The 19,585-nt window shown below is 53.8% G+C and carries 19 protein-coding genes; 7 read left to right on the forward strand and 12 right to left on the reverse strand.

What is annotated here, in order from left to right; all coding sequences use genetic code 11:
- Positions 1-72: 72 nt before the first annotated feature.
- From acs to ACJJIZ_RS00890, 5 genes are all read right to left on the reverse strand, one after another.
- Entirely contained in the window at positions 73-2,010 is a 1,938-nt protein-coding gene (acs, locus tag ACJJIZ_RS00870) for an acetate--CoA ligase (protein WP_444914934.1), read from the reverse strand.
- Positions 2,011-2,226: 216 nt separating this feature from the next.
- On the reverse strand, positions 2,227-2,592 hold the full coding sequence (locus ACJJIZ_RS00875; RefSeq protein ID WP_444914935.1) for a cupin domain-containing protein: 366 nt from the start codon (positions 2,590-2,592) through the stop codon (positions 2,227-2,229).
- A 40-nt stretch (positions 2,593-2,632) separates the two neighbouring features.
- Positions 2,633-2,863, reverse strand: coding sequence for a 2-thiouracil desulfurase family protein (locus ACJJIZ_RS00880; protein ID WP_444914936.1), 231 nt, complete (start codon positions 2,861-2,863; stop codon positions 2,633-2,635).
- 56 nt (positions 2,864-2,919) lie between these two features.
- Complete coding sequence (locus ACJJIZ_RS00885) at positions 2,920-4,728, reverse strand: Ig-like domain-containing protein (RefSeq protein ID WP_444914937.1); 1,809 nt, start codon at positions 4,726-4,728, stop codon at positions 2,920-2,922.
- 288 nt (positions 4,729-5,016) lie between these two features.
- Positions 5,017-5,487 (reverse strand): 2-thiouracil desulfurase family protein, encoded by a 471-nt coding sequence (locus tag ACJJIZ_RS00890; protein WP_444914938.1) that lies wholly within the window; start codon positions 5,485-5,487, stop codon positions 5,017-5,019.
- Positions 5,488-5,665: 178 nt separating this feature from the next.
- Here ACJJIZ_RS00890 and ACJJIZ_RS00895 point away from each other — a divergent pair, with 178 nt between their 5' ends.
- Positions 5,666-6,583: a polysaccharide deacetylase family protein gene (locus ACJJIZ_RS00895; protein ID WP_444906585.1), complete on the forward strand. Its 918-nt coding sequence runs from the start codon at positions 5,666-5,668 to the stop codon at positions 6,581-6,583.
- Between the two features lie 44 nt (positions 6,584-6,627).
- On the opposite strand, the gene panD is transcribed toward ACJJIZ_RS00895, so the two are convergent.
- Both panD and panC read right to left on the reverse strand, forming a co-directional pair.
- Complete coding sequence (gene panD, locus ACJJIZ_RS00900) at positions 6,628-7,014, reverse strand: aspartate 1-decarboxylase (RefSeq protein WP_413664143.1); 387 nt, start codon at positions 7,012-7,014, stop codon at positions 6,628-6,630.
- Positions 7,015-7,027: 13 nt separating this feature from the next.
- Positions 7,028-7,876, reverse strand: a complete 849-nt coding sequence (gene panC, locus ACJJIZ_RS00905) for a pantoate--beta-alanine ligase (protein WP_444914939.1) — start codon at positions 7,874-7,876, stop codon at positions 7,028-7,030.
- Between the two features lie 293 nt (positions 7,877-8,169).
- On the opposite strand from panC, the gene ACJJIZ_RS00910 reads away from it, so the two are divergent.
- The 6 genes from ACJJIZ_RS00910 to ACJJIZ_RS00935 all read left to right on the forward strand — a co-directional run bounded on the left by ACJJIZ_RS00910 (position 8,170) and on the right by ACJJIZ_RS00935 (position 15,288).
- Entirely contained in the window at positions 8,170-8,868 is a 699-nt protein-coding gene (locus tag ACJJIZ_RS00910) for a DUF6515 family protein (protein ID WP_444914940.1), read from the forward strand.
- 231 nt (positions 8,869-9,099) lie between these two features.
- Positions 9,100-11,022 carry a biosynthetic arginine decarboxylase gene (gene speA, locus ACJJIZ_RS00915; protein ID WP_413664140.1) on the forward strand — a complete coding sequence of 641 codons (1,923 nt, stop codon included), beginning with the start codon at positions 9,100-9,102 and terminating at the stop codon, positions 11,020-11,022.
- A 72-nt stretch (positions 11,023-11,094) separates the two neighbouring features.
- Positions 11,095-12,288 carry a saccharopine dehydrogenase family protein gene (locus ACJJIZ_RS00920; protein ID WP_108731494.1) on the forward strand — a complete coding sequence of 398 codons (1,194 nt, stop codon included), beginning with the start codon at positions 11,095-11,097 and terminating at the stop codon, positions 12,286-12,288.
- 69 nt (positions 12,289-12,357) lie between these two features.
- Complete coding sequence (gene nspC / locus ACJJIZ_RS00925) at positions 12,358-13,551, forward strand: carboxynorspermidine decarboxylase (RefSeq protein ID WP_108731493.1); 1,194 nt, start codon at positions 12,358-12,360, stop codon at positions 13,549-13,551.
- A 63-nt stretch (positions 13,552-13,614) separates the two neighbouring features.
- Positions 13,615-14,487, forward strand: coding sequence for an agmatinase (gene speB / locus ACJJIZ_RS00930; RefSeq protein ID WP_413664138.1), 873 nt, complete (start codon positions 13,615-13,617; stop codon positions 14,485-14,487).
- Positions 14,488-14,598: 111 nt separating this feature from the next.
- A complete protein-coding gene (locus tag ACJJIZ_RS00935; RefSeq protein ID WP_444914941.1) occupies positions 14,599-15,288 on the forward strand; it encodes a DUF6515 family protein in 690 nt (229 codons plus the stop codon).
- Here the strand turns inward: ACJJIZ_RS00935 and ACJJIZ_RS00940 are convergent.
- The 5 genes from ACJJIZ_RS00940 to rpsR all read right to left on the reverse strand — a co-directional run bounded on the left by ACJJIZ_RS00940 (position 15,278) and on the right by rpsR (position 19,575).
- A complete protein-coding gene (locus ACJJIZ_RS00940) occupies positions 15,278-16,369 on the reverse strand; it encodes a winged helix-turn-helix domain-containing protein (RefSeq protein WP_444914942.1) in 1,092 nt (363 codons plus the stop codon). The two genes, ACJJIZ_RS00935 and ACJJIZ_RS00940, sit on opposite strands and share 11 nt — an antisense overlap.
- Positions 16,370-16,423: 54 nt before the next feature.
- On the reverse strand, positions 16,424-17,866 hold the full coding sequence (dnaB, locus tag ACJJIZ_RS00945; protein WP_108731490.1) for a replicative DNA helicase: 1,443 nt from the start codon (positions 17,864-17,866) through the stop codon (positions 16,424-16,426).
- Between the two features lie 109 nt (positions 17,867-17,975).
- Positions 17,976-18,422 carry a 50S ribosomal protein L9 gene (gene rplI, locus ACJJIZ_RS00950; protein ID WP_282930238.1) on the reverse strand — a complete coding sequence of 149 codons (447 nt, stop codon included), beginning with the start codon at positions 18,420-18,422 and terminating at the stop codon, positions 17,976-17,978.
- Positions 18,423-18,458: 36 nt separating this feature from the next.
- Entirely contained in the window at positions 18,459-19,301 is an 843-nt protein-coding gene (locus ACJJIZ_RS00955) for a YybS family protein (protein ID WP_413664135.1), read from the reverse strand.
- A 43-nt stretch (positions 19,302-19,344) separates the two neighbouring features.
- Complete coding sequence (gene rpsR / locus ACJJIZ_RS00960) at positions 19,345-19,575, reverse strand: 30S ribosomal protein S18 (RefSeq protein ID WP_108731487.1); 231 nt, start codon at positions 19,573-19,575, stop codon at positions 19,345-19,347.
- Positions 19,576-19,585 lie beyond the last annotated feature (10 nt).

Consider the following 19,585-nt stretch of genomic DNA (forward strand, 5'->3'; position numbering starts at 1 on the left):
TTTAACCTCTTGCCCCAATGAAAAGGCCGGGCTATGCCCGGCCAATAAAACCTTCACGCGCCACACCTATGGTCAGCGATTTTCGCGGTGATCAATCAATGCGTCAACCACAGTGGGATCGGCAAGAGTGGAAACATCTCCCAGATTATCCAGCTCATTGCAGGCAATCTTCCTCAAGATACGCCGCATGATTTTGCCGGAACGCGTTTTTGGCAGTGCAGGCGCCCATTGGATAAAGTCAGGCTTGGCAATTGGCCCTATCTCCTTACGGCAGAGCTCAATTAATTCAGCCTTCAGCTCATCACTGGGCTTATGGCCAGATTTGAGCATTACAAAGGCATAAATCCCCTGCCCTTTGATATCGTGGGGATAACCTACCACCGCTGCCTCCGCTGTATCATTGTGCAGTACCAGGGCGCTCTCAATCTCAGCTGTTCCCAGGCGGTGTCCAGAGACATTTAACACATCGTCAATGCGCCCTGTAATCCAGTAATAACCGTCACTATCGCGGCGGGCACCATCGCCAGTAAAGTAATAGCCGGGGAATGCGGAAAAATAAGTATCCAGCATTCGCTGGCGATTGCCGTACACATCCCGAATCATGGAGGGCCAACTCTTTTTAATCACCAGAGAGCCCTCGCCCTCCCCTTCAATCTCCCGGCCTTCACTATCCAGCAGCGCGGGCTGTACCCCAAAGAAGGGCCGGGTTGCCGACCCGGGTTTCAGAGCCATGGCACCGGGCAGTGGAGTGATCATCTGCGCACCGGTTTCAGTCTGCCACCAAGTGTCCACAATCGGGCAGCGCTCATCGCCCACCACGCTGTAATACCACTCCCAGGCCTCCGGGTTTATGGGCTCACCCACGGTGCCTAAAAGTCGCAGGGAGCTGCGCTCGGTGGCTTTTACAAACTCGTCACCCGCTCCCATCAACGCCCGAATCGCTGTCGGCGCGGTGTAGAAAATATTGACCTGATGCTCATCCACAACCTGCCAGAAGCGTGAGGCATCCGGGAAAGTGGGCACGCCCTCAAACATCAGACTGGTGGCCCCGGCACACAATGGTCCATAAACGATATAGCTGTGCCCAGTGATCCAGCCCACATCGGCAGTACACCAGAAAATCTCTCCCTCGCGGTAATCAAAGGTATATTTGAAGGTCATGGTGGCCATCAGCAGATAGCCGGCAGTGGTATGCAGGACCCCTTTGGGTTTACCGGTAGAGCCCGAGGTATAAAGGATAAACAGAGGATCCTCCGCTCCCATTACTTCAGGCGCGCAGTCCGGCTCCATCTCACCTATGGATTCGCCATACCAGATATCCCGCTTACTATCCCAGTCTACCGGTGTGCCCGTGTGTTTAACCACAATGACCGTATGCACATTGGGGCAGTCCACCAGCGCTTTATCCACATTGGCTTTAAGCGGTACTCGCTTACCGCCGCGAACCGCTTCATCAGCAGTAATCACCAGGCGACAATCGGAATCGAGAATACGGTCTTTCAGGGACACCGGGGAGAAACCACCAAATACTACCGAGTGCACAGCACCGATACGGGCACAGGCGAGCATGGCGTAGGCCGCCTCGGGGATCATCGGCATATAAATACACACCCGATCTCCCTTTTTAACCCCTCGGGATTTCAGCAGGTTGGCCAAGCGGCACACATTTTCATAAAGGCTCTGATAGCTGATTGCCTTACTATCAGCGGGATCATCTCCCTCCCACAGAATCGCAGTCTGCTCGCCACGGCTTGCCAGGTGCCGATCGATGCAGTTTACGGTTACGTTCAACTGGCCATCGGAGAACCAGGCGGTATGACCTTTGTGCAGATCCTCCTCAAGAACCTGGGTGAACGGCTTGTCCCACTGCAAAAAGTCCTTGGCCTGTTGTGCCCAAAACGCCTCTGGGCTCTCTACCGACTGGCGGTACATTGTCTCGTAGTCTTCGGCGCTAATAAGCGCGTTAGCGGCAAAACTTGGGGGAACGGGGCGGACATGCACTTCAGACATCATCTTCTCCTTTATTATTAGCGTGGCATGGCTAGCCTAGAGAAATCTGAGTTTATTAGAGCTTTATTCTTGTCACTTTATAACATAGCCGCTGCGAAACAGTCCCCTCATCTCAAAATTTGGCATGGGGCGAAGACAATCCAACGCAGGCCCTGAAAGGTGCAAGTTAATCAGACAAGCAAACAGTAAAAGAAAGTTGATTAACAGCTCAATCACTTAGATCCAGACATCATTTTTCGCAGTTAGATCTCCACCGGCATCGCCCGTATTAACGACCCCTTTAGGCTCAATCAATAGTACTTCACATTCCTGTTCAGCTCTGGGTTTATGCTCCACACCCTTTGGTACTACCGTCATCTCACCAGGTCCAAGGGATATGACACTATCGCGAAACTCGATCTGCATATGCCCGGAAATTACAACAAACACCTCATCGGTATCGGGATGATCATGCCAGGTAAATTCACCCTGGATCTTAACCAATTTAAACTGGTAATCGTTCATCTCGGCAATCACTTTAGGGGACCAGTGCTCCGAGAACAGGTTCAATTTTTCTTTAAAATTGATAACTTTAGAATTCACTTTTATACCTACCTTTAATATGACTATATATCTGGAAAGCTTAGTTATCTCTGGATACTTCCAAAAGTTTCCTAAGCCTGCCCACAATATTCTGGTTAAATACCTGTATACCCTCCCTCCTCAGTAGTGCAGACACAACGCCAGAACCAACTATTTTCGCACCAGAAAAACTACCATCGTAAATATAATCACTACCACATGATGGGCTATTTTCCGTAAGTACTGCGTATTTAATATTGTGCTGGGGCCAGACCGCAACAATAGAAAACAAATCAACTTAAGTTTGCCTGTACCGGGTTACCAGCCCGGTACATTTAGCAGAAAAAACTAGCGAGATTGGAAAATAAGAAAGCGGTTATTACCCGAGTCGTTGATAATCAACTTATCTTCATAAGCGGTAATTCCGTCGGGCCATTTCAGCGTAGCAGCACTTGGCAACTCCCCCTCGTCAGCAACCCCATTCTGGTTGCTGTCGTTGAAGGCACTGCGATCAAAATCTTCCTGACCCAAGACAACATCTGCCGGAGCGAAATTTTCCTGTGGCCACTGGTTCCAGATCAATACTCGGTGATTTTCACTGTCCGCTACAAATAGCTGAATGCCGTTCGACCAGATACCCCGTTCGAATAAACTCAGGGTTTTTCGACTTGGGGGCTGGCTTTCATTGCTGACAAAATCTGCTTGCCCCAGAACTATATCCGCCGGAGCAAAGCTACTAGTAGGCATTGAGTTCCACAGAAGTACCCGGTTATTTTCTGAGTCGGTGATGGCTAACTTTTCTCCATCGCTCCACACATCTCCGGGCGCAGCCAATGTGCGAGCACTGACCTGCTCAGTCGAGCCATCTTGCTCATGGTCGTTAGGGGTGCAATTATCCAGTGTGGACTGGCCCAGCAGCCAATCCGGTGCCGCATCTTCCATTGAGGGCAAGTCATCCCATACCACCACTCGAGCCTTAGACCACGAGGCCGCGAATACGCGCCCCTCCGCAATCATCGCACTGGTATATATGGAGTGGTTACCCTGGCAGTTGTCCTTCGATAGTTTGGCACTAGGCAGTGCCCGACCATCTTCGGGAATAGTATCGTAAACATAAATACTGTGGTACTCGGGGCCCAAAAAATAATTTATTAAAAGTTTTCCGCTATCAAAACTGATATTTGTGGGCCCGCGACCAAAATCTCCCACGCTGATATCGTCGAGACTATCTTTATTGAGCGCCGCATTGGCCGGTGCTCCATTGCTTGTGGGGATCGAATTAAAAATTAACACCCGATTATTTGTATAATCGGGTACGAACAACTTCCCCTCATCAGTAACGGCACCGGAACCCAGGGGCCCCTCGCCAAGATTTTTTGCACTGATGGCCGTCAAAGTACTGGAAAAATCATCCTGGCCTATCACGACCTGCGCACTGTCAAAATTCTCAAAGTACAATGGCACAGTAAAATTGTGCTGTTCAGCGGGGATATCCAGGCCAGCGAGGTCTTTGGCTTCAAGTTGCAGACTGCGATCCTGCCCGGACAGCCAGCGGCTCTTGGGAGCTATCACCAAGGTGTCGTCGTTAAAACGCGACTGGGACCAGGTCAGAGTGTATTCATCATCCAGCAAGGAACCGCTAATTTGCAGACTGTCGCGATCTATCGACTCGGAAAACTGTATCGTGATTGCGCCATCCTTCTCCAAACGCTCCTGTGCTGGAGATACACTGACTACGGAAGGGGCAATTTCATCCACGGTATAGTGAGCATCAACCTCTGCCATCTGGTTGCCGGCTGCATCCTGCGCGGCAATTGTCAGGGAGAGTTCTAGCCCCTTTGCCCACTCCGCTATCGGGGTTAAGATCAGGGTGTCCTGATCGACTTGAGAGAGCTCTCCCATTTCCTGCATGGCGCCACTTAGGGACACATCCTCCAATGCCACCGCTTCGCTAAAATCCAGCAGTAGGGTGTCGGTTGCTGCAATAGAGGCCCCGCTGGCGGGAGTCAGTGTCAGGCTCGGCGGAGTGGTATCCACAGGCGCAGGATCTTCACCACCACCGCTGCCACCGCTGCAGCCATAAAACGCGGAACTGATCGCCAGTACCAATGCGGCTTTGATAAACTTGCTATCGGCTTTAAAAAACTTGCCTTCCACCACTGCCTCCTGCAGCCATTTAAATAGCCGACAGGGTATTCAGTCTTACCTGTTTATTGCCACAGCAGTCACTGCCAATCTGGACCCTAAAAATGACAAAACCTAACAGGCTGGGTGCTGCGTCACAAAAGGAGAATTTTCAGGGACACTGCGCTAATCGTACTGACATCTGGGAGCCACCGGCTTCGCTGGTATTAATCAACCTATAGGGCCTAATTGTGACCAATGCCCTTTTTACCGATCTAATTTTATTGATGCTAACAACTTAGTTAGCTTTGGATACACTTATCAATTTTCTAAGTTGCCAACAGTGTGTTGACTAAAAACTATTATTCCCATCCTTTGAAGAAGCGCAGACACAACACCAGAGCCCATTATTTTCGTCCCTGAAAAACTGCCATCGTAAATATAGTTACTTCCGCAAGAGGGACTATTTTCCGTAAGCACTGCATACTGGATATTATGTTTCCTGCATAATTCCAGAGCCAGTTTGGCCCCCAGCATAAATTGCTCAGTTAGATCTGTTCTATCGCTACCTATAACCCAGGCAGTTCCATCTAACACCTCTGTTCCATTTGCGCCACAGATCTCAGCCGGCACCCTCGGAATAGGCATTCCCGCCGCCACTTCCGGACACAAGGAAACAATTTCCTGAGTATCCACAAGCCACTCAAAATCATCGCTATTGGCCTCAACACTACTACCGTCATAGCGCACGGCGCAGTTCAAAAGGCAGGAGCTTACAAGTATTTTGGCCATATACATCTGAAGCTATAGTGGACACAATAGGAAGCCGTACTCTACCGCAACTGAGTCTAGGCTACTGGACAACGCAGGTTTTCTGACAAGTAAATTAAGACAGAAAACCTGAATAGAGGGACAACTAAATCCTAGCCTGACGAACAGCTCGTAAATAAACTCATTAGAGTAATATACCATGCAGCGTTCATTCATATTATTGATAATTTACTTGTTGGCAATCCCAGTCGCTAACGCCAAACAACTAGCAATTACTTTCGATGATGCCCCCCGTAAAGCCGATGGTTATTTTGATGGACCAACCCGGGCCAAAACGTTAATTGAAAACATAGAAGAATATAAAGTTGGCAAAGTATCCTTCTTTTCCAATACTCAATCCTTCGATAAGGAAGGGTTGGAGCGGATGAACCGCTACGATAAGGCTGGGCATATTATTGGCAATCATACCCATAGCCATCCCAATTTTCTGGAAACAGGGCTATCCACTTATCAAGCGGATTTTTTGCAGGCCCACCAGCTGCTTCAACAATTTGACAACTTTAAACCCTATTTTCGCTTTCCCTATCTGCGCGAGGGCGAAACTGTCGAAAAGCGCGATGGTATCCGGGATCTACTACAGAAAAATAACTATCAAAACGCCTATATCACCTTAAATAACTACGACTGGTATATCGAGGAACTCTTCCAAACGGCAGTAAAAGATGGGAAAGCAGTTGATATGGAAAGACTCTCCAACTTTTATGTCGACGTTCTTATGGCGAGTATTAAGTACTACGACGATATGGCAATTAAATATCTCGGGCGCTCCCCAAAGCACGTCATACTGTTGCATGAAATGGATATTTCAGCCCTGTTTATTGGTGATCTGGCTGAACGACTGAGGAAGGAAGGCTGGGAGATAATTCCTTTAGAGGAGGCCTATCGGGACCCCATCGCCAAATACCAACTCGCCCAACCGATTAAATATAATCCTGGCAGAATCGGCGAAATCGCTTTAGCTAAGGGACAAAAGAAAAATCTCTGGCATTACACCCTGGACGAGTCCTACCTGGAAAAGAGGTTTAATCAGGAAGTGTTATTAATGTCTGATCAATAAGCGGCGGGGATGCTACAGGGCACAACGCCCTGTAGCGAAAAGAATCAGGCTTCGGCTAGCTGAACCGGAATAGTATTAGTGCTGCGCTCTACCTTGTTGTTCTCATCCAGGTAGACCAGCTTGGGCTTGTGGTTATCGGCTTCGCCCTCTGTCATCTGCGCATAGGAAGCGATAATAATGCGGTCACCCACCTGCACTCTACGTGCAGCGGCGCCGTTCATGGAAATAATACCGGAACCGCGCTCGGCGAGGATCACATAAGTGTGGAAGCGCTCACCATTGCTCACATTGTAAATATCGATCTTCTCGAATTCGCGCAGGCCAGCCAGCTCTACCAGGTCCTCATCAATTGCACAGGAACCGTCATACCAGAGTTCGGCCTGAGTCACTGCGGCCATGTGCAACTTGCACTTCAACATTTCAATTTGCATAGTTGGATGCCCCTCAGAGTTCCAGGGAAACATTGTCGATCAGGCGCGCTGCACTGGTGTACATAGCTCCCAGGATCGTGATTTCTTTATCGTCATCTGCCGCTGGCTGTAAATCCTTGCTGTAACAGATGGAGAAGTAGTCAACTCGAAAGCCACTCTCTTCAATTCGCTTGCGCGCCTCTGTCTCGAGGTCGGCGAAATCCCGGCGTCCAGCCACAATTTCATCCTTGGCCCAGTTAAGTAACTGGTTGAGCACGGCAACCTTCGGTCGCTCTTCCGCAGTGATATAACCATTCCGAGAGCTCATTGCCAAGCCATCTTCCTCACGGTGCACCGGCGCCGCCACAATTTCCACCGGCATACACAGGTCTTCCACCATACGGCGGATCACTGCTAACTGCTGGAAATCCTTAATCCCGAAAATAGCCTTATCCGGCTGCACAATGTTGAAAAGCTTCGAAACTACGGTGGTGACCCCTTCAAAGTGACCCGGTCGGCTGGCGCCGCACAGGACATCGGTCATCGCCGGACAAACCACGCGGGTCTGCTGGTCCATGCCGTTGGGGTAAATCTCACTCTCATCCGGATGGAACAGGAAGTCACAGTCCGCTTCCCGCAGGCGGGCCATATCCCGCTCCATAGTGCGCGGATACTTATCCCAATCCTCATTCAAACCGAATTGCAGTCGGTTGACGAAGATGGATACCACAACCAGATCGCAGTGTTGCTGGGCGATTTTGACCAGTTCTATATGGGCATCGTGCAGATTGCCCATGGTTGGCACAAAGCCGACGGTCTTGCCGTCTTTGCGGGCCTGGGCCAGCGCCTCGCGCAGACTTGCTACGTGGTGGAAGACTTGCATCTTGCTACCGCTCACTATGAATCAGCGCGGCATCATACTCGCTGAGACCAGGTGTCTCAACATAGCAAAATTGCCGCTCTCAATAAGATTTCGCCGCAGAATCCAGCCTGTGGCCCCGCCAGACAATCTCTGCCCATATCTGAACTATTAGTCACAATCTACGCCGTCGATTGCCGCCGAATTTTACCCCATTCAGTTCAGGAAGTGTTCAGACCCGCCAGGGCAAACTTCACGCCAAGATACACAAAAGACCTGATCTGAAAGAAAAGAGCCCCACGCTCGGGAGAGATGTTATGAAACACCTCACTACTGCCATCGCCACCCTAAGCCTGATGCTGATCGCAGCACCCGCCCTGTCCGAGTCACATCGCGGGCACCAGCGCGCCATGGACGACCACCACAAATATGGAAGAGCCGAACGCGAGCAGCGCCACTTAAAGAAACAGCACGACAAGCATCACGACCGCCAGCAGGAAAAGAAACGCCGCAGACAAGAGCGCAAGAAAGAAGAGCGCAGACGTGAACGCAGAGAGGAGCGCCAGCACCGCCGCGAAGTTCGCCACGCCTATAAAGAGGGCTACAACAAAGGCTATAACAAAGGGCATAGAAAAGGCCACAAGCAGGGCCACCGCCACGAATATCGCGCGGCACACAGACCGGTTTACCGCCACGGTTATCGCGGCCACCGCCCCCACTACCGTCCCTCGCACTACGGTTATGGCTACCGCTGGCGCCACCTGCCGCGTAATTTCGTCAGTATCAGTATCGGAACAGCGGGCTTCTACTATAGCGATGGAATTTTTTATCGCCCGGCTTCTCACGGCTACGTAGTAGCCCAGGCCCCCCACGGCGCTATCGTGCACAGCCTGCCAGCATCAGCACTGACCGTGGTAGCCGGTGGACACAATTACTACGTGGCCTATGACACCTACTACCTGTGGGACCATAGCCACCGCGGCTACCGGGTTGTCCCCAAGCCGACCTATTACTGATTACCCAATCCCCCCCTCCCTGCGGCCCTCGGGCCGCCTTTTTTACTCAAATTTGCGCAGATCAATCACCTTCTTAAGCCCCCTGTCGCAGAGTGCAAAAGAGCTGGCCATCCACTCGCTCCCCATTTACTTTTCAGTGCGCAAAAATTAGCGTTTTTTTATCTATAGTTATTGCTTTCCGGCCCTGCTGGGCCCAAGATTCGCGCCCGCCAATATCAACAGAAAGGCGCCATGAAAAAGCAACAAGTAAAAGACTGGACTTGCGAAGATTCGGCCGAGCTCTACGGCATCCGCAATTGGGGCGCCGGATATTTCGATTTGAACGAAAATGGTGAAGTTTCACTGCAAGTCGACGGCCCCAACGGGGTAACACACAGTGTTTCGCTGATGGACATTGCCCGAGGCGCCACCGAGCGCGGCCTGGGTATGCCCCTGCTATTGCGTATTGAGAATTTACTCGAAGCGCAGATCGCCCGGATTAACGAATCCTTTGCTCGCGCTATCGACGATTGCGGCTACGGCAATGTTTTTCGCGGCGTGTTCCCCATTAAGGTGAACCAGCAGTGTCAGGTCATTGAAGAAATTGCCAATGCCGGCCGCCGCTTTAACCACGGCCTGGAGGCGGGCAGTAAAGCAGAACTTATCGCTGCCCTGTCCATTCTGGATAACACCGAATCCCTGATCGTCTGCAACGGCTATAAGGACGAGGAATTTATTAACCTCGGACTGCAGGCCCAACGCCTGGGTGTACAGGTTTTCTTCGTCGTGGAAACGCCCTCGGAAGTGGAGACCATTATCCGCTGCGCCGAGCGCGAGCAGGTGCGCCCAAATATCGGCGCACGGGTAAAACTCGCCTCCAAGGTGGGCGGCTACTGGAATGCGACCAGTGGCGACCGCAGTATTTTCGGTCTGGGCAGTAACGACCTGATCGCCATGGTCGATCAACTGCGCAACCACGATATGCTCGACTGTCTCAAGTTGTTGCACTATCACCTGGGCTCGCAGGTACCGAATATCCGCGACATCCGCACCGGAGTTTTGGAAGCCTGCCGCTACTACGCCGATCTGGTGGAAGAAGGCGCACCCATGGGCTACCTGGATCTGGGCGGTGGCCTGGCGGTTGATTACGATGGCAGCAAGACCAATTACACCCACTCAAAGAATTACTCCCTGGACGAGTACTGTGTCGATGTAGTGGAAGCCATTATGGGCACCCTCGATAGCGAGGGAGTCGAACATCCGGTGATTATCACCGAATCCGGCCGCGCCACTGTAGCCTACTCCTCTGTACTGCTATTCGATATTCTCGACACTACCCGTTTCGAGCCGGTGGAACTGGAGCACACCAAGATCAGCGAAGGCGACCACCAGATGCTGCTCAACCTGCAGGACGCAGTGCGCAGTATCACCCCCAAAAACCTGCAAGAGAGTTACAACGACGCACTCTACTACCGCGATGAAGTGCGCTCTCTGTATCTGCACGGCCAGGTGAGCCTGCGCGAACGCGCCAATGCGGAAAACCTGTTCCTGCAGAGCGCCCAGGATATTCGCAAATTACTGGATGAGGCCGAAGAGATTCCCGCAGACCTGCAAGCCCTGCCGGAGGTACTGTCGGATATCTACTACGCCAATGTGAGCGTATTCCAATCGGTACCGGACATCTGGGCTATCGATCAGGTATTCCCACTGCTGCCGATCCACCGCCTGGACGAAGCTCCGACGCGCTCCGCCATCATCGCCGACATCACCTGTGACTGTGATGGTAAGATCGACCGCTTTATTGGCCGGGAAAAAGAGCAGAAAACCCTGCCTTTACACGAGCTAAAGGATGGCGAGGACTATATTCTCGGCACTTTCTTAATTGGCGCCTACCAGGAAACCCTGGGTGACCTGCACAACCTGTTTGGGGACACCAATGTCGTGAGTGTGCGCATCCAGGAAGACGGCAGCATAGACTTCAGCCACGAGATTCACGGTGACAGTATTTCTGACGTGTTAAGCTACGTGGAATACCAGCCCAAGGCGCTGTTTGAGCGCTTCCGCCGCCTGGCGGAACGCGCCGTCAAGCAAGGGTTGATTACCGCTGCCCAACGCAAACAGATTTTGCAAACCTATACCGCCAGCATGAGCGGTTACACCTACTTTGAAAAATAAATTTTAAAAATGAGGCGCCAACGCCTTTGAGAATATAGCGGTAACATTAGCCGCAGATTTAAGGAGATCTTTATGGCCAACGTACTGATCATCGGCGCCGGCGGTGTCGGCCAGGTGGTTGCGCACAAGTGCGCACAGGTTGCTGAGGTATTTGAAAATATCACCCTGGCAAGCCGCACCAAAAGCAAGTGCGACAAGATTGCCGCTATGCTGCCGCGCAAAATCGACACCGCTGAAGTAGATGCGGACAATGTGCCTGAATTGGTAAAGCTGATCGAAAAAGTGAAACCGGACCTGGTCATCAATGTGGCCCTGCCCTACCAGGATCTGCACATTATGGATGCCTGCCTGGAAACCGGCGTGCACTACCTGGATACCGCCAATTACGAGCCGCCGGAAGAGGCCAAGTTCGAGTACAAGTGGCAGTGGGCCTACCAGGAGAAATTTGAGAAAGCCGGCCTGATGGCACTGCTGGGCAGCGGCTTCGATCCCGGCGTCACCAGCGTATTTACCGCCTACGCCAAGAAGCACCACTTCGATCGTATCCACACCCTGGATATTCTCGACTGTAATGCCGGCGACCACGGCCTGCCGTTCGCCACCAACTTCAACCCGGAAATTAATATCCGCGAGATCACCGCCAACGGTCGCTACTGGGAAAATGGCCAGTGGGTTACCACCAAGCCGATGGAAGAGAAGCGCGTATTCAACTTCCCCGAAGGCATTGGCGATAAGGATATCTACCTGCTCTACCACGAAGAGCTGGAATCCCTGTCCAAGCACTTCCCGGAAATTGAGCGCGCGCGTTTCTGGATGACCTTTGGCGAGAGCTACCTGAAACACCTGGAAGTTCTGCAGAACGTCGGAATGACTGGCATTGAGCCGGTGGAATTCCAGGGCCAGGAAATTGTACCTATCCAGTTCCTTAAAGAGCTGCTGCCAGACCCCGCCAGCCTCGGCCCGCTGACCAAGGGCAAGACCTGCATCGGCAACATTATCCGTGGCACCAAAGACGGCGAAGAGAAAATCTACTACGTCTACAACACCTGCGACCACCAGGACTGCTACCAGGAAGTTCAATCCCAGGCGATCTCCTACACCACCGGTGTCCCGGCCATGATCGGTGCCAAGATGATGCTGGAAGGCAAGTGGATGAAGCCCGGCGTTTGGAATATGGAGCAGATGGATCCAGATCCATTTATGGATGACCTGAACAAGTACGGCCTGCCCTGGCAGGAAACCTGGTTGGATAAGCCCTTCCAGTAAATCGCTTCTTTCCCGACCTAGCGGGGCGGACTCCAGTGCCCGCCCCGCCGCACCAGGATATAACGCACCATGGACCTCACTCCCCCCGTTGACTATTTCGGCAGCTTCGATCCCTACCGCGTTCCCTCTCCCTGTTTTGTGATCGATGAAATTGCCCTGCGCAATAATTTGGCATTGCTCGCCGATGTACAGGAACGCAGCGGTGCCAAGGTACTGGCAGCGCTCAAGGCCTTTTCCATGTTCAGCACCGGGCCCATCGTGGCTGAATATCTATCCGGGACCTGTGCCAGTGGCCTGCACGAAGCCAAACTGGGGTTCGAAGAGTACGGCGGTCGCGACAAAGGCAAGGAAGTTCATGTCTTCAGTGCGGCTTACAAGGATGAGGAACTGCGGGAAATACTGCAATTTGCCCACCATGTAATTTTCAATTCCTTCTCCCAGTGGAAGCGTTTTCGGGAGTTGTGCCTGGATATGCAACAGCAGCGGCCAGAGCTGCGTTTTGGCCTGCGTATCAACCCCGAGCACTCCGAGGGCCACACCGATCTCTACGACCCCTGCGCCCCTTGTTCGCGCCTGGGCATCGTGCGCTCGCTGTTTGAAGGGGAGTCCCTCGAGGGCATCAGCGGCCTGCACTTCCACACGTTATGCGAACAGGATTTCAAACCTCTGCAGCGCACAATCGCTGCCGTGGAGGAGAAGTTTGGCGATCTGATACCACAAATGGAATGGATTAATTTCGGCGGCGGCCACCATATTACTCGCCGGGATTACCAGGTGGATGAGCTGGTCGAAGCGGTGCGCAGCTTTTCCGACAAGCACAATGTACAGGTCTACCTGGAACCCGGTGAGGCCATCTCCCTGTTCGCCGGAGTCCTTGTGGCTGAGGTAGTGGATATCGCCTGGAATGGTGAAAACCAAGCCATCCTCGACGCCTCTGCCACCTGCCATATGCCCGATGTGCTGGAAATGCCCTACCGACCGGAAATTACCGGTGCCGCTCGCCCCGGTGACTTACCCCACACCTATCGCCTGGGCGGACAGAGTTGCCTGGCCGGCGACAGCATCGGCGAATACAGCTTCAGTCAACCACTGCGGATTGGCGAGCGACTGGTATTTGAGGAAATGGCCTACTACACCATGGTGAAAACCAATACTTTTAACGGTATCCCCCTACCGGCTATCGCCCTGTGGAATTCGGATACCGACGACCTGAAGATGATCAAAACTTTCGGCTACGAAGATTTTAAGGAACGCCTCTCCTAAACAGTGCCGATAGAGATAGATGCGGCAGGCAATGAGTTATTGCCTCCGCCAGAGGACCAGTAGATGTTGTCAGAAAACGAATACCCCATTTTTCTCGGCTCCGAAATCGAGCAGCCGAAGCCGGAAGACGCCCTCTTTCACATTATCCCCATCCCCTATGAGGAAACCGTCTCCTACGGTGGCGGCACCGGCAAGGGCCCGGCCTCCATCCTGGAAGCATCCTGGCAACTGGAAACTTTTGACAACTTCTCCAACCCCTGTGACCTGGGCATCTATACCCGCTCGCCGGTCTCGGTTTCCGGCCCTGCAGAACAGGTGATGGAGAATATCGCCGCCGCCACCAAAGAAGTGTTGGCTCTTGGCAAGATGCCGGTGGGTATTGGCGGTGAGCATTCGGTGACCTGGGGTATTATCAAGGGGCTACTGGATGCCGGTGAAACAGATTTTGGCGTAGTGCAGATCGATGCCCACGCCGACCTTCGCGATCGCTATGAGGGCCACAAACACAGCCACGCCAGCGTAATGCGTCTAGTGGTAGAAGCCGGTGTTCCCCTGTTCCAGCTGGGTATCCGCGCCTATTGCGAAGAGGAAGTGCAGGCCCGCAAGGACCACAACGTAGGCTACCTGGATGCCCACCAACTGGTACCCAACAACGTGCAGGAATTCCAGTTACCGGAGAATTTCCCCAAGAAAGTCTTCTTTACCCTGGATGTGGACGGTATGGACCCATCGGTCTTCCCTTCCACCGGCACCCCGGTACCCGGCGGTCTCGGCTGGTACCAGACCCTCAACTTATTCGAATCTGTTGCGCGACAAAGAGAGATAATTGGCTTCGATCTGCTGGAATTTGCGCCGATCGAGGGCTTTCACGCCTATGACTTTGCCGCCGCACAGCTGATGTACAAGCTGATGGGAATCATCCAGCGCAACCGCTGACCACTGATCCAGCCTCCGGCACTTTGACAATTCTTAACCAATTAACCTGTCTTTAATGTCAGGATAAGGGTTAGTATGTCAAATGTGAGTAATCACTTCGCTGGAGAGACTGTGAATAAACTGAATGTCGTAATTGGCGCCAGTGCGTTCCTGGCGCTGGCCGCTTTTGCCTTTAGCCCACCGGCCGATGCGCGCGGTTATGAGCGCGGGGGAGATCATCGCCACCACCACCGTGGCGGTGTTTATCGCGGACCACGTGTTTCGATCGGATTTGTTGCGCCCGTACTACCCGTTGGCCATGTGCGTGTGGCAGTTGGCGGACGTCCATTTTACTACCATGGCGGGCACTTCTACCGCCACGGTCCCCGTGGTTACGTCGTTGTCGCTGCCCCTCTGGGCGCCTCGGTAGTCACCCTGCCAACTAGTGCTGTCAGAGTCCATGTAGGCGGAATTACTTATTACCAGTACGCCGATGCCTACTATCAGTGGCACCCGGCTACCCGAACTTATGTCGTAGTAGCACCACCTGCAGTGGCTGTAGCTCCAGCACCCGTAGCCGTTGTTCCAGCGCCTGCGCCGGCTGTCGCCGTTCCTGTTGCAACGGCAGCAGCTCCCGCTACTGTGCCTGCAACCCCGAACCCGGGCCCTCAGGGTTTCCAGCCCGGACAAGTGGTGGAAACCCTACCCAATGGCTACGCCGCTGAAATTATCAACGGCATCCAGTACTACCGCTATGGCGGCAATTACTTTATGCCAACCCAGCGCGATGGCCAGGAGGTCTACGTAGTCGTCAAGCTGTAAGCGCGGCTTCGCTTTCCAGCCCGTGAAAGCGGGCAAACTGCCCCAGAGCCCGGTGGTAACTCGCCTCCAGCGAGACACCGGGTTTCTTGTCCCAGTGCAGGGCCTCTACCCGCAATACACCCGCATCCCGGTCTGCCTTCAAGTCCACCTGCCCCACGAATTGATCGCCGTATAAAATCGGCAGGCAAAAATAGCCATAGCGGCGCTTGGCCGCCGGTACATAGCACTCCAATTGATATTCAAAATCAAACAGCCGGCGCAGGCGTTTGCGCTGCAATATCACTGGGTCGAATGGGGATAACAGGCGCACTTTGCGCGATGGTCGTACCGGCTCCCAGTCCAGATGCTCGGTGAGCATCAGCTCTTTCCCCCACTGAGTGAGTTCACCGGTTGCCAACATGCGCTTAATTGCCAGCTGGATAAGGGGTTTGTCGTCCCTGCGCAGGTAAGCAATTTCCTCCGCTCGGCCAATCCCCTGGCACCCCAGGAAAGTGCGCACCAGATGGCTACCATACTCAATTTCCGAGGCAGCATTGGTCGAGATTTTTGCTGGCAGTATCCGCTCCGGGAGATCGAAGACTTTTTGAAAGCCCTCCCGGTGGCTGACCATCAGCTCACCTTCATGAAACAACTGCTCCAGGGCTTTCTTTTCATCGGACCACTCCCACCATCCACTCTTGGTGCGCACAAAATCACTGGCCCGCAGGGCGCCCTCCTCTCGCACACGATCGAGAACATAGCGACAAAGCTTGGCATTCTTTTCAAACCAGTGGCGCTGACCGGCGCGGATACGATCCATACGCACCCGCGCATAGGGGTAGTGGGCCATTGGCAGGTAGGCAGCGGCGTGGGACCAGTACTCGAAAATTTCGCGGCGCTCTTCAGCTTCAGCCAGGTGTGACTCGCGGTAACGGGGCAGGCGATTGTAGAGCTGGTGGTGGTGGGCCCGGGTAATTCGCTGGATAGCATCCAACTGTAGGGCGCCAAGATGTTGCAACAACCCCGACAATCCTTCAGTCCAGGAGCTGTGGATAAATTGGCGTTGCAGCACCAGTGCGCGGATCTTTTGCTCGGATAACAAGAAGTGGCTCCCCTAGGCTCGGATATTCGACAGCCGCGAACCTAGCAGAAAGGCTTATTCGCCCTGGTAGTATTCCGGCGCCAGATTATCGAAGCGAGTGTATTTGCCCACAAAGGCTGCGCGGCAGGTGCCGATCTCACCGTTACGCTGCTTGCCGATAATCAACTCGGCCATGCCTTTATCCGGGCTGTCCTCGTTGTAGTATTCATCGCGGTAGATAAACAGGATCACGTCAGCATCCTGCTCGATCGCCCCGGATTCCCGCAGGTCCGAGTTCATCGGCCGTTTGTTGGGGCGCTGCTCTACTCCCCGGTTGAGCTGCGACAGGGCAATCACCGGGCATTCGTATTCTTTCGCCAGCGCCTTGAGAGAGCGGGAGATCTCGGAGATCTCCTGGGTGCGGCCCTCAGTAGACCCCTTCACCTGCATCAGCTGCAAATAGTCCACCATAATCATGGCGGGCATACTCTTGGCCTCGGCGTCCTCGCGGCTTAACTTGGGGTTCTCGCGCATCAATTTGTTGATGTGATCGCGCACTGTGCGCTTGGTACGGGCGCGCACCTCGCTGGGACTCAGTGCCGGCGTATCATCGATATACAGGGCCTTGCCCTTCATCTTCTGCACAGCGCTGGACAGCTTGGGCCAATCCTCTTCCTGCAGCTTGCCATTCCTGATACGCCCCTGGTCGATACGACCAATAGAGGACAACATCCGCATCACCAGGCTGTCCGAGGGCATCTCCATACTGAAGACCAGTGTCGGACTCTCCTGGCAGAGCATGGCGCTCTCGATAAAATTCAATGCCAGTGCGGTCTTACCCATGGAGGGACGCGCGGCGAGAATAACCAGTTCGCCCGGCTGCCAGCCGGAGGTGCGCTGGTCCAGCTCGGTAAGACCGGTGCTGATACCGGTGATATCACCCTCGGTCTTGAACAGCTCATCGATGCGCTCGACAGTCTTTTTCAGCAGCGTATCCACGCCGACAAAGCCGCCCTCTTTGGCGCGCCCCTCGGCGATTTCCGCCACGCGGCGCTCAGCCATCTGCAGCAGGTCGGCGGAGGCAAGGCCACCGGGATTAAAACTGGTGCGGCTGATCTCACCGGCAGCGGCGATCAGCTGGCGCAGCATGGAGCGCTCACGCACGATCTTGGCGTAGGCGACGATATTCGCTGCGGAGGGAGTGTTTTCGGCCAATTCCGCCAAGTAGGCGGGGCCACCCACTTCACCGAGCAGGTCGCGGCTGGCGAGGCCTTCGGCGAGGGTAACGATATCCAGGGGCTGTTCGCCATTGCTCAGCTCGCCCATAACCGCAAAGATCTTGCGGTGACTGGCGCTGAAGAAATCCTCTTCACTCAGCTGTTCGGCAACGGCGTCAATACGGCCCGGGTCCAGCATCAGGCCGCCGAGCACAGACTGCTCCGCCTCTACCGAATGCGGCAGGGGTGAACTCTCTTCGCTGTGGATCTCTTCTTCAGGGGCGGCGTATTCGTCGATCATGGGACTTTACTGGATAGTAAAAACAAAACAGGCGCTGGACCCGATAGGGTGCAGCGCCCGATTGTAGCGCGGCTGGCGCCCGAAGCACCAACCGTTCGTCAGCAAAACCTTACTCGGCTTCGATAACGACTTTAACTGCAGCAATTACGTCGGAGTGCAGCTGTACGTCTACGTCGTACTCGCCCACTTCGCGCAGCGCGCCTTCCGGCAGCTTAACTTCAGCTTTAGCTACTTCAACGCCACCAGCGGAGATCGCTTCAGCGATGTCGCGAGTGCCGATAGAACCGAACAGCTTGCCTTCGTCGCCAGCGTTAGCAGCGATGGTAACAACCAGGTCGGCCAGCTTGGTAGCGCGGCTCTCAGCTTCAGCCAACTTAGCGGCAGCAGCGGCTTCCAGTTCAGCGCGCTTAGCTTCGAACTCAGCAATGTTAGCGGCGGTAGCAGCAATTGCCTTACCAGTCGGCAGCAGGAAATTGCGGCCAAAACCGGCTTTAACATCAACGCGGTCACCCACGTTGCCCAGTTTGCCTACTTTATCGAGCAGAATAACTTCCATCTCGGTTTCCTCAATTTCTGTATTGTGCGGGCGCGCTTATTTGGAAGAGCGTCCGCGAATATCTATCCAGCTATCTACCAGGGCCAGGCCGCAGAGGAAGCCCGCCAGGGGCAGCCCTCCAATCACCAGCATGATGTACATCGCCACCAGGGGACCTACTCCCCAACCGCGACTGGCAACCAGCCAGTGGACCAGGGCAATACCAGCTACCACCATCGGGAACGCAATCACAGCTCCCCAAAATGCGTAGCCTGGGGTTACCAAGCTGACTACCCACAACAACATGCTTGTCGCTGATAGCCACAGGGGCAGGCGCAGCTGGTGGAACTCCTGGCGGAAACCGCCGGGGTTGTACAGCAGGGCCTGCCAGTAACGCCCCAGTACCAGAGCCAATGTGGCGCTCATCGCCGATATCAGGCCCAGGTAACCGGTAATTTGCAATTCACCCGAAAATATCTGCTTCAGTTCATCCATTGGAACAGTATTGGGCTGTTCCGCTGCATTCTCGACTGCCTGCAAGAACCCTTGCATCAGTCCTCCACTGAAGAGAGAGGTCAGCAATATGCCTGCTGCCGATGCCGCCGTTACAGCCACCAGGCCAGCGGCCCAGGAGCGACTGCTGCGCAATGCCATGGCGCCGCAAAAAACTGCAACAAAATGGCCTGCGGATATACCAGTCACCAGTGGTGGTACATGACCACTCATACCCATAACGACAATCGGCAACAGAGCCCAGGCCAAAACCATCAGGCCGTCACTGCTGCCTCGGCGCAAACTCACCAGAGCGAGAATTGCCGGGCTTATCAGCGGAATCCCCAACATGGTGAGGATTACCGCCCTGACGCGTCCGCGCATAATAAATTCAGCTACGGCGCGCATATCTAGATAGCTTCTCTATTAATGAGTCTAAGCAAACTGCGGCTTAGGCTTCGTGGCTGTCCGTGTACGGCAGCAGGGCCAGGTAGCGAGCGCGCTTGACCGCAGAGGCCAGCTGACGCTGATACTTGGCTTTGGTACCGGTAATACGGCTAGGAACAATTTTGCCAGTCTCGGAGATGTAGGCTTTCAGGGTATCGAGATCTTTGTAGTCGATACGCTTAACACCTTCAGCGGTGAAACGGCAGAACTTGCGACGACGGAAAAAACGTGCCATCTGATAATCC

It is taken from the genome of Microbulbifer maximicatervae (SeqCode) (assembly GCF_052467225.1).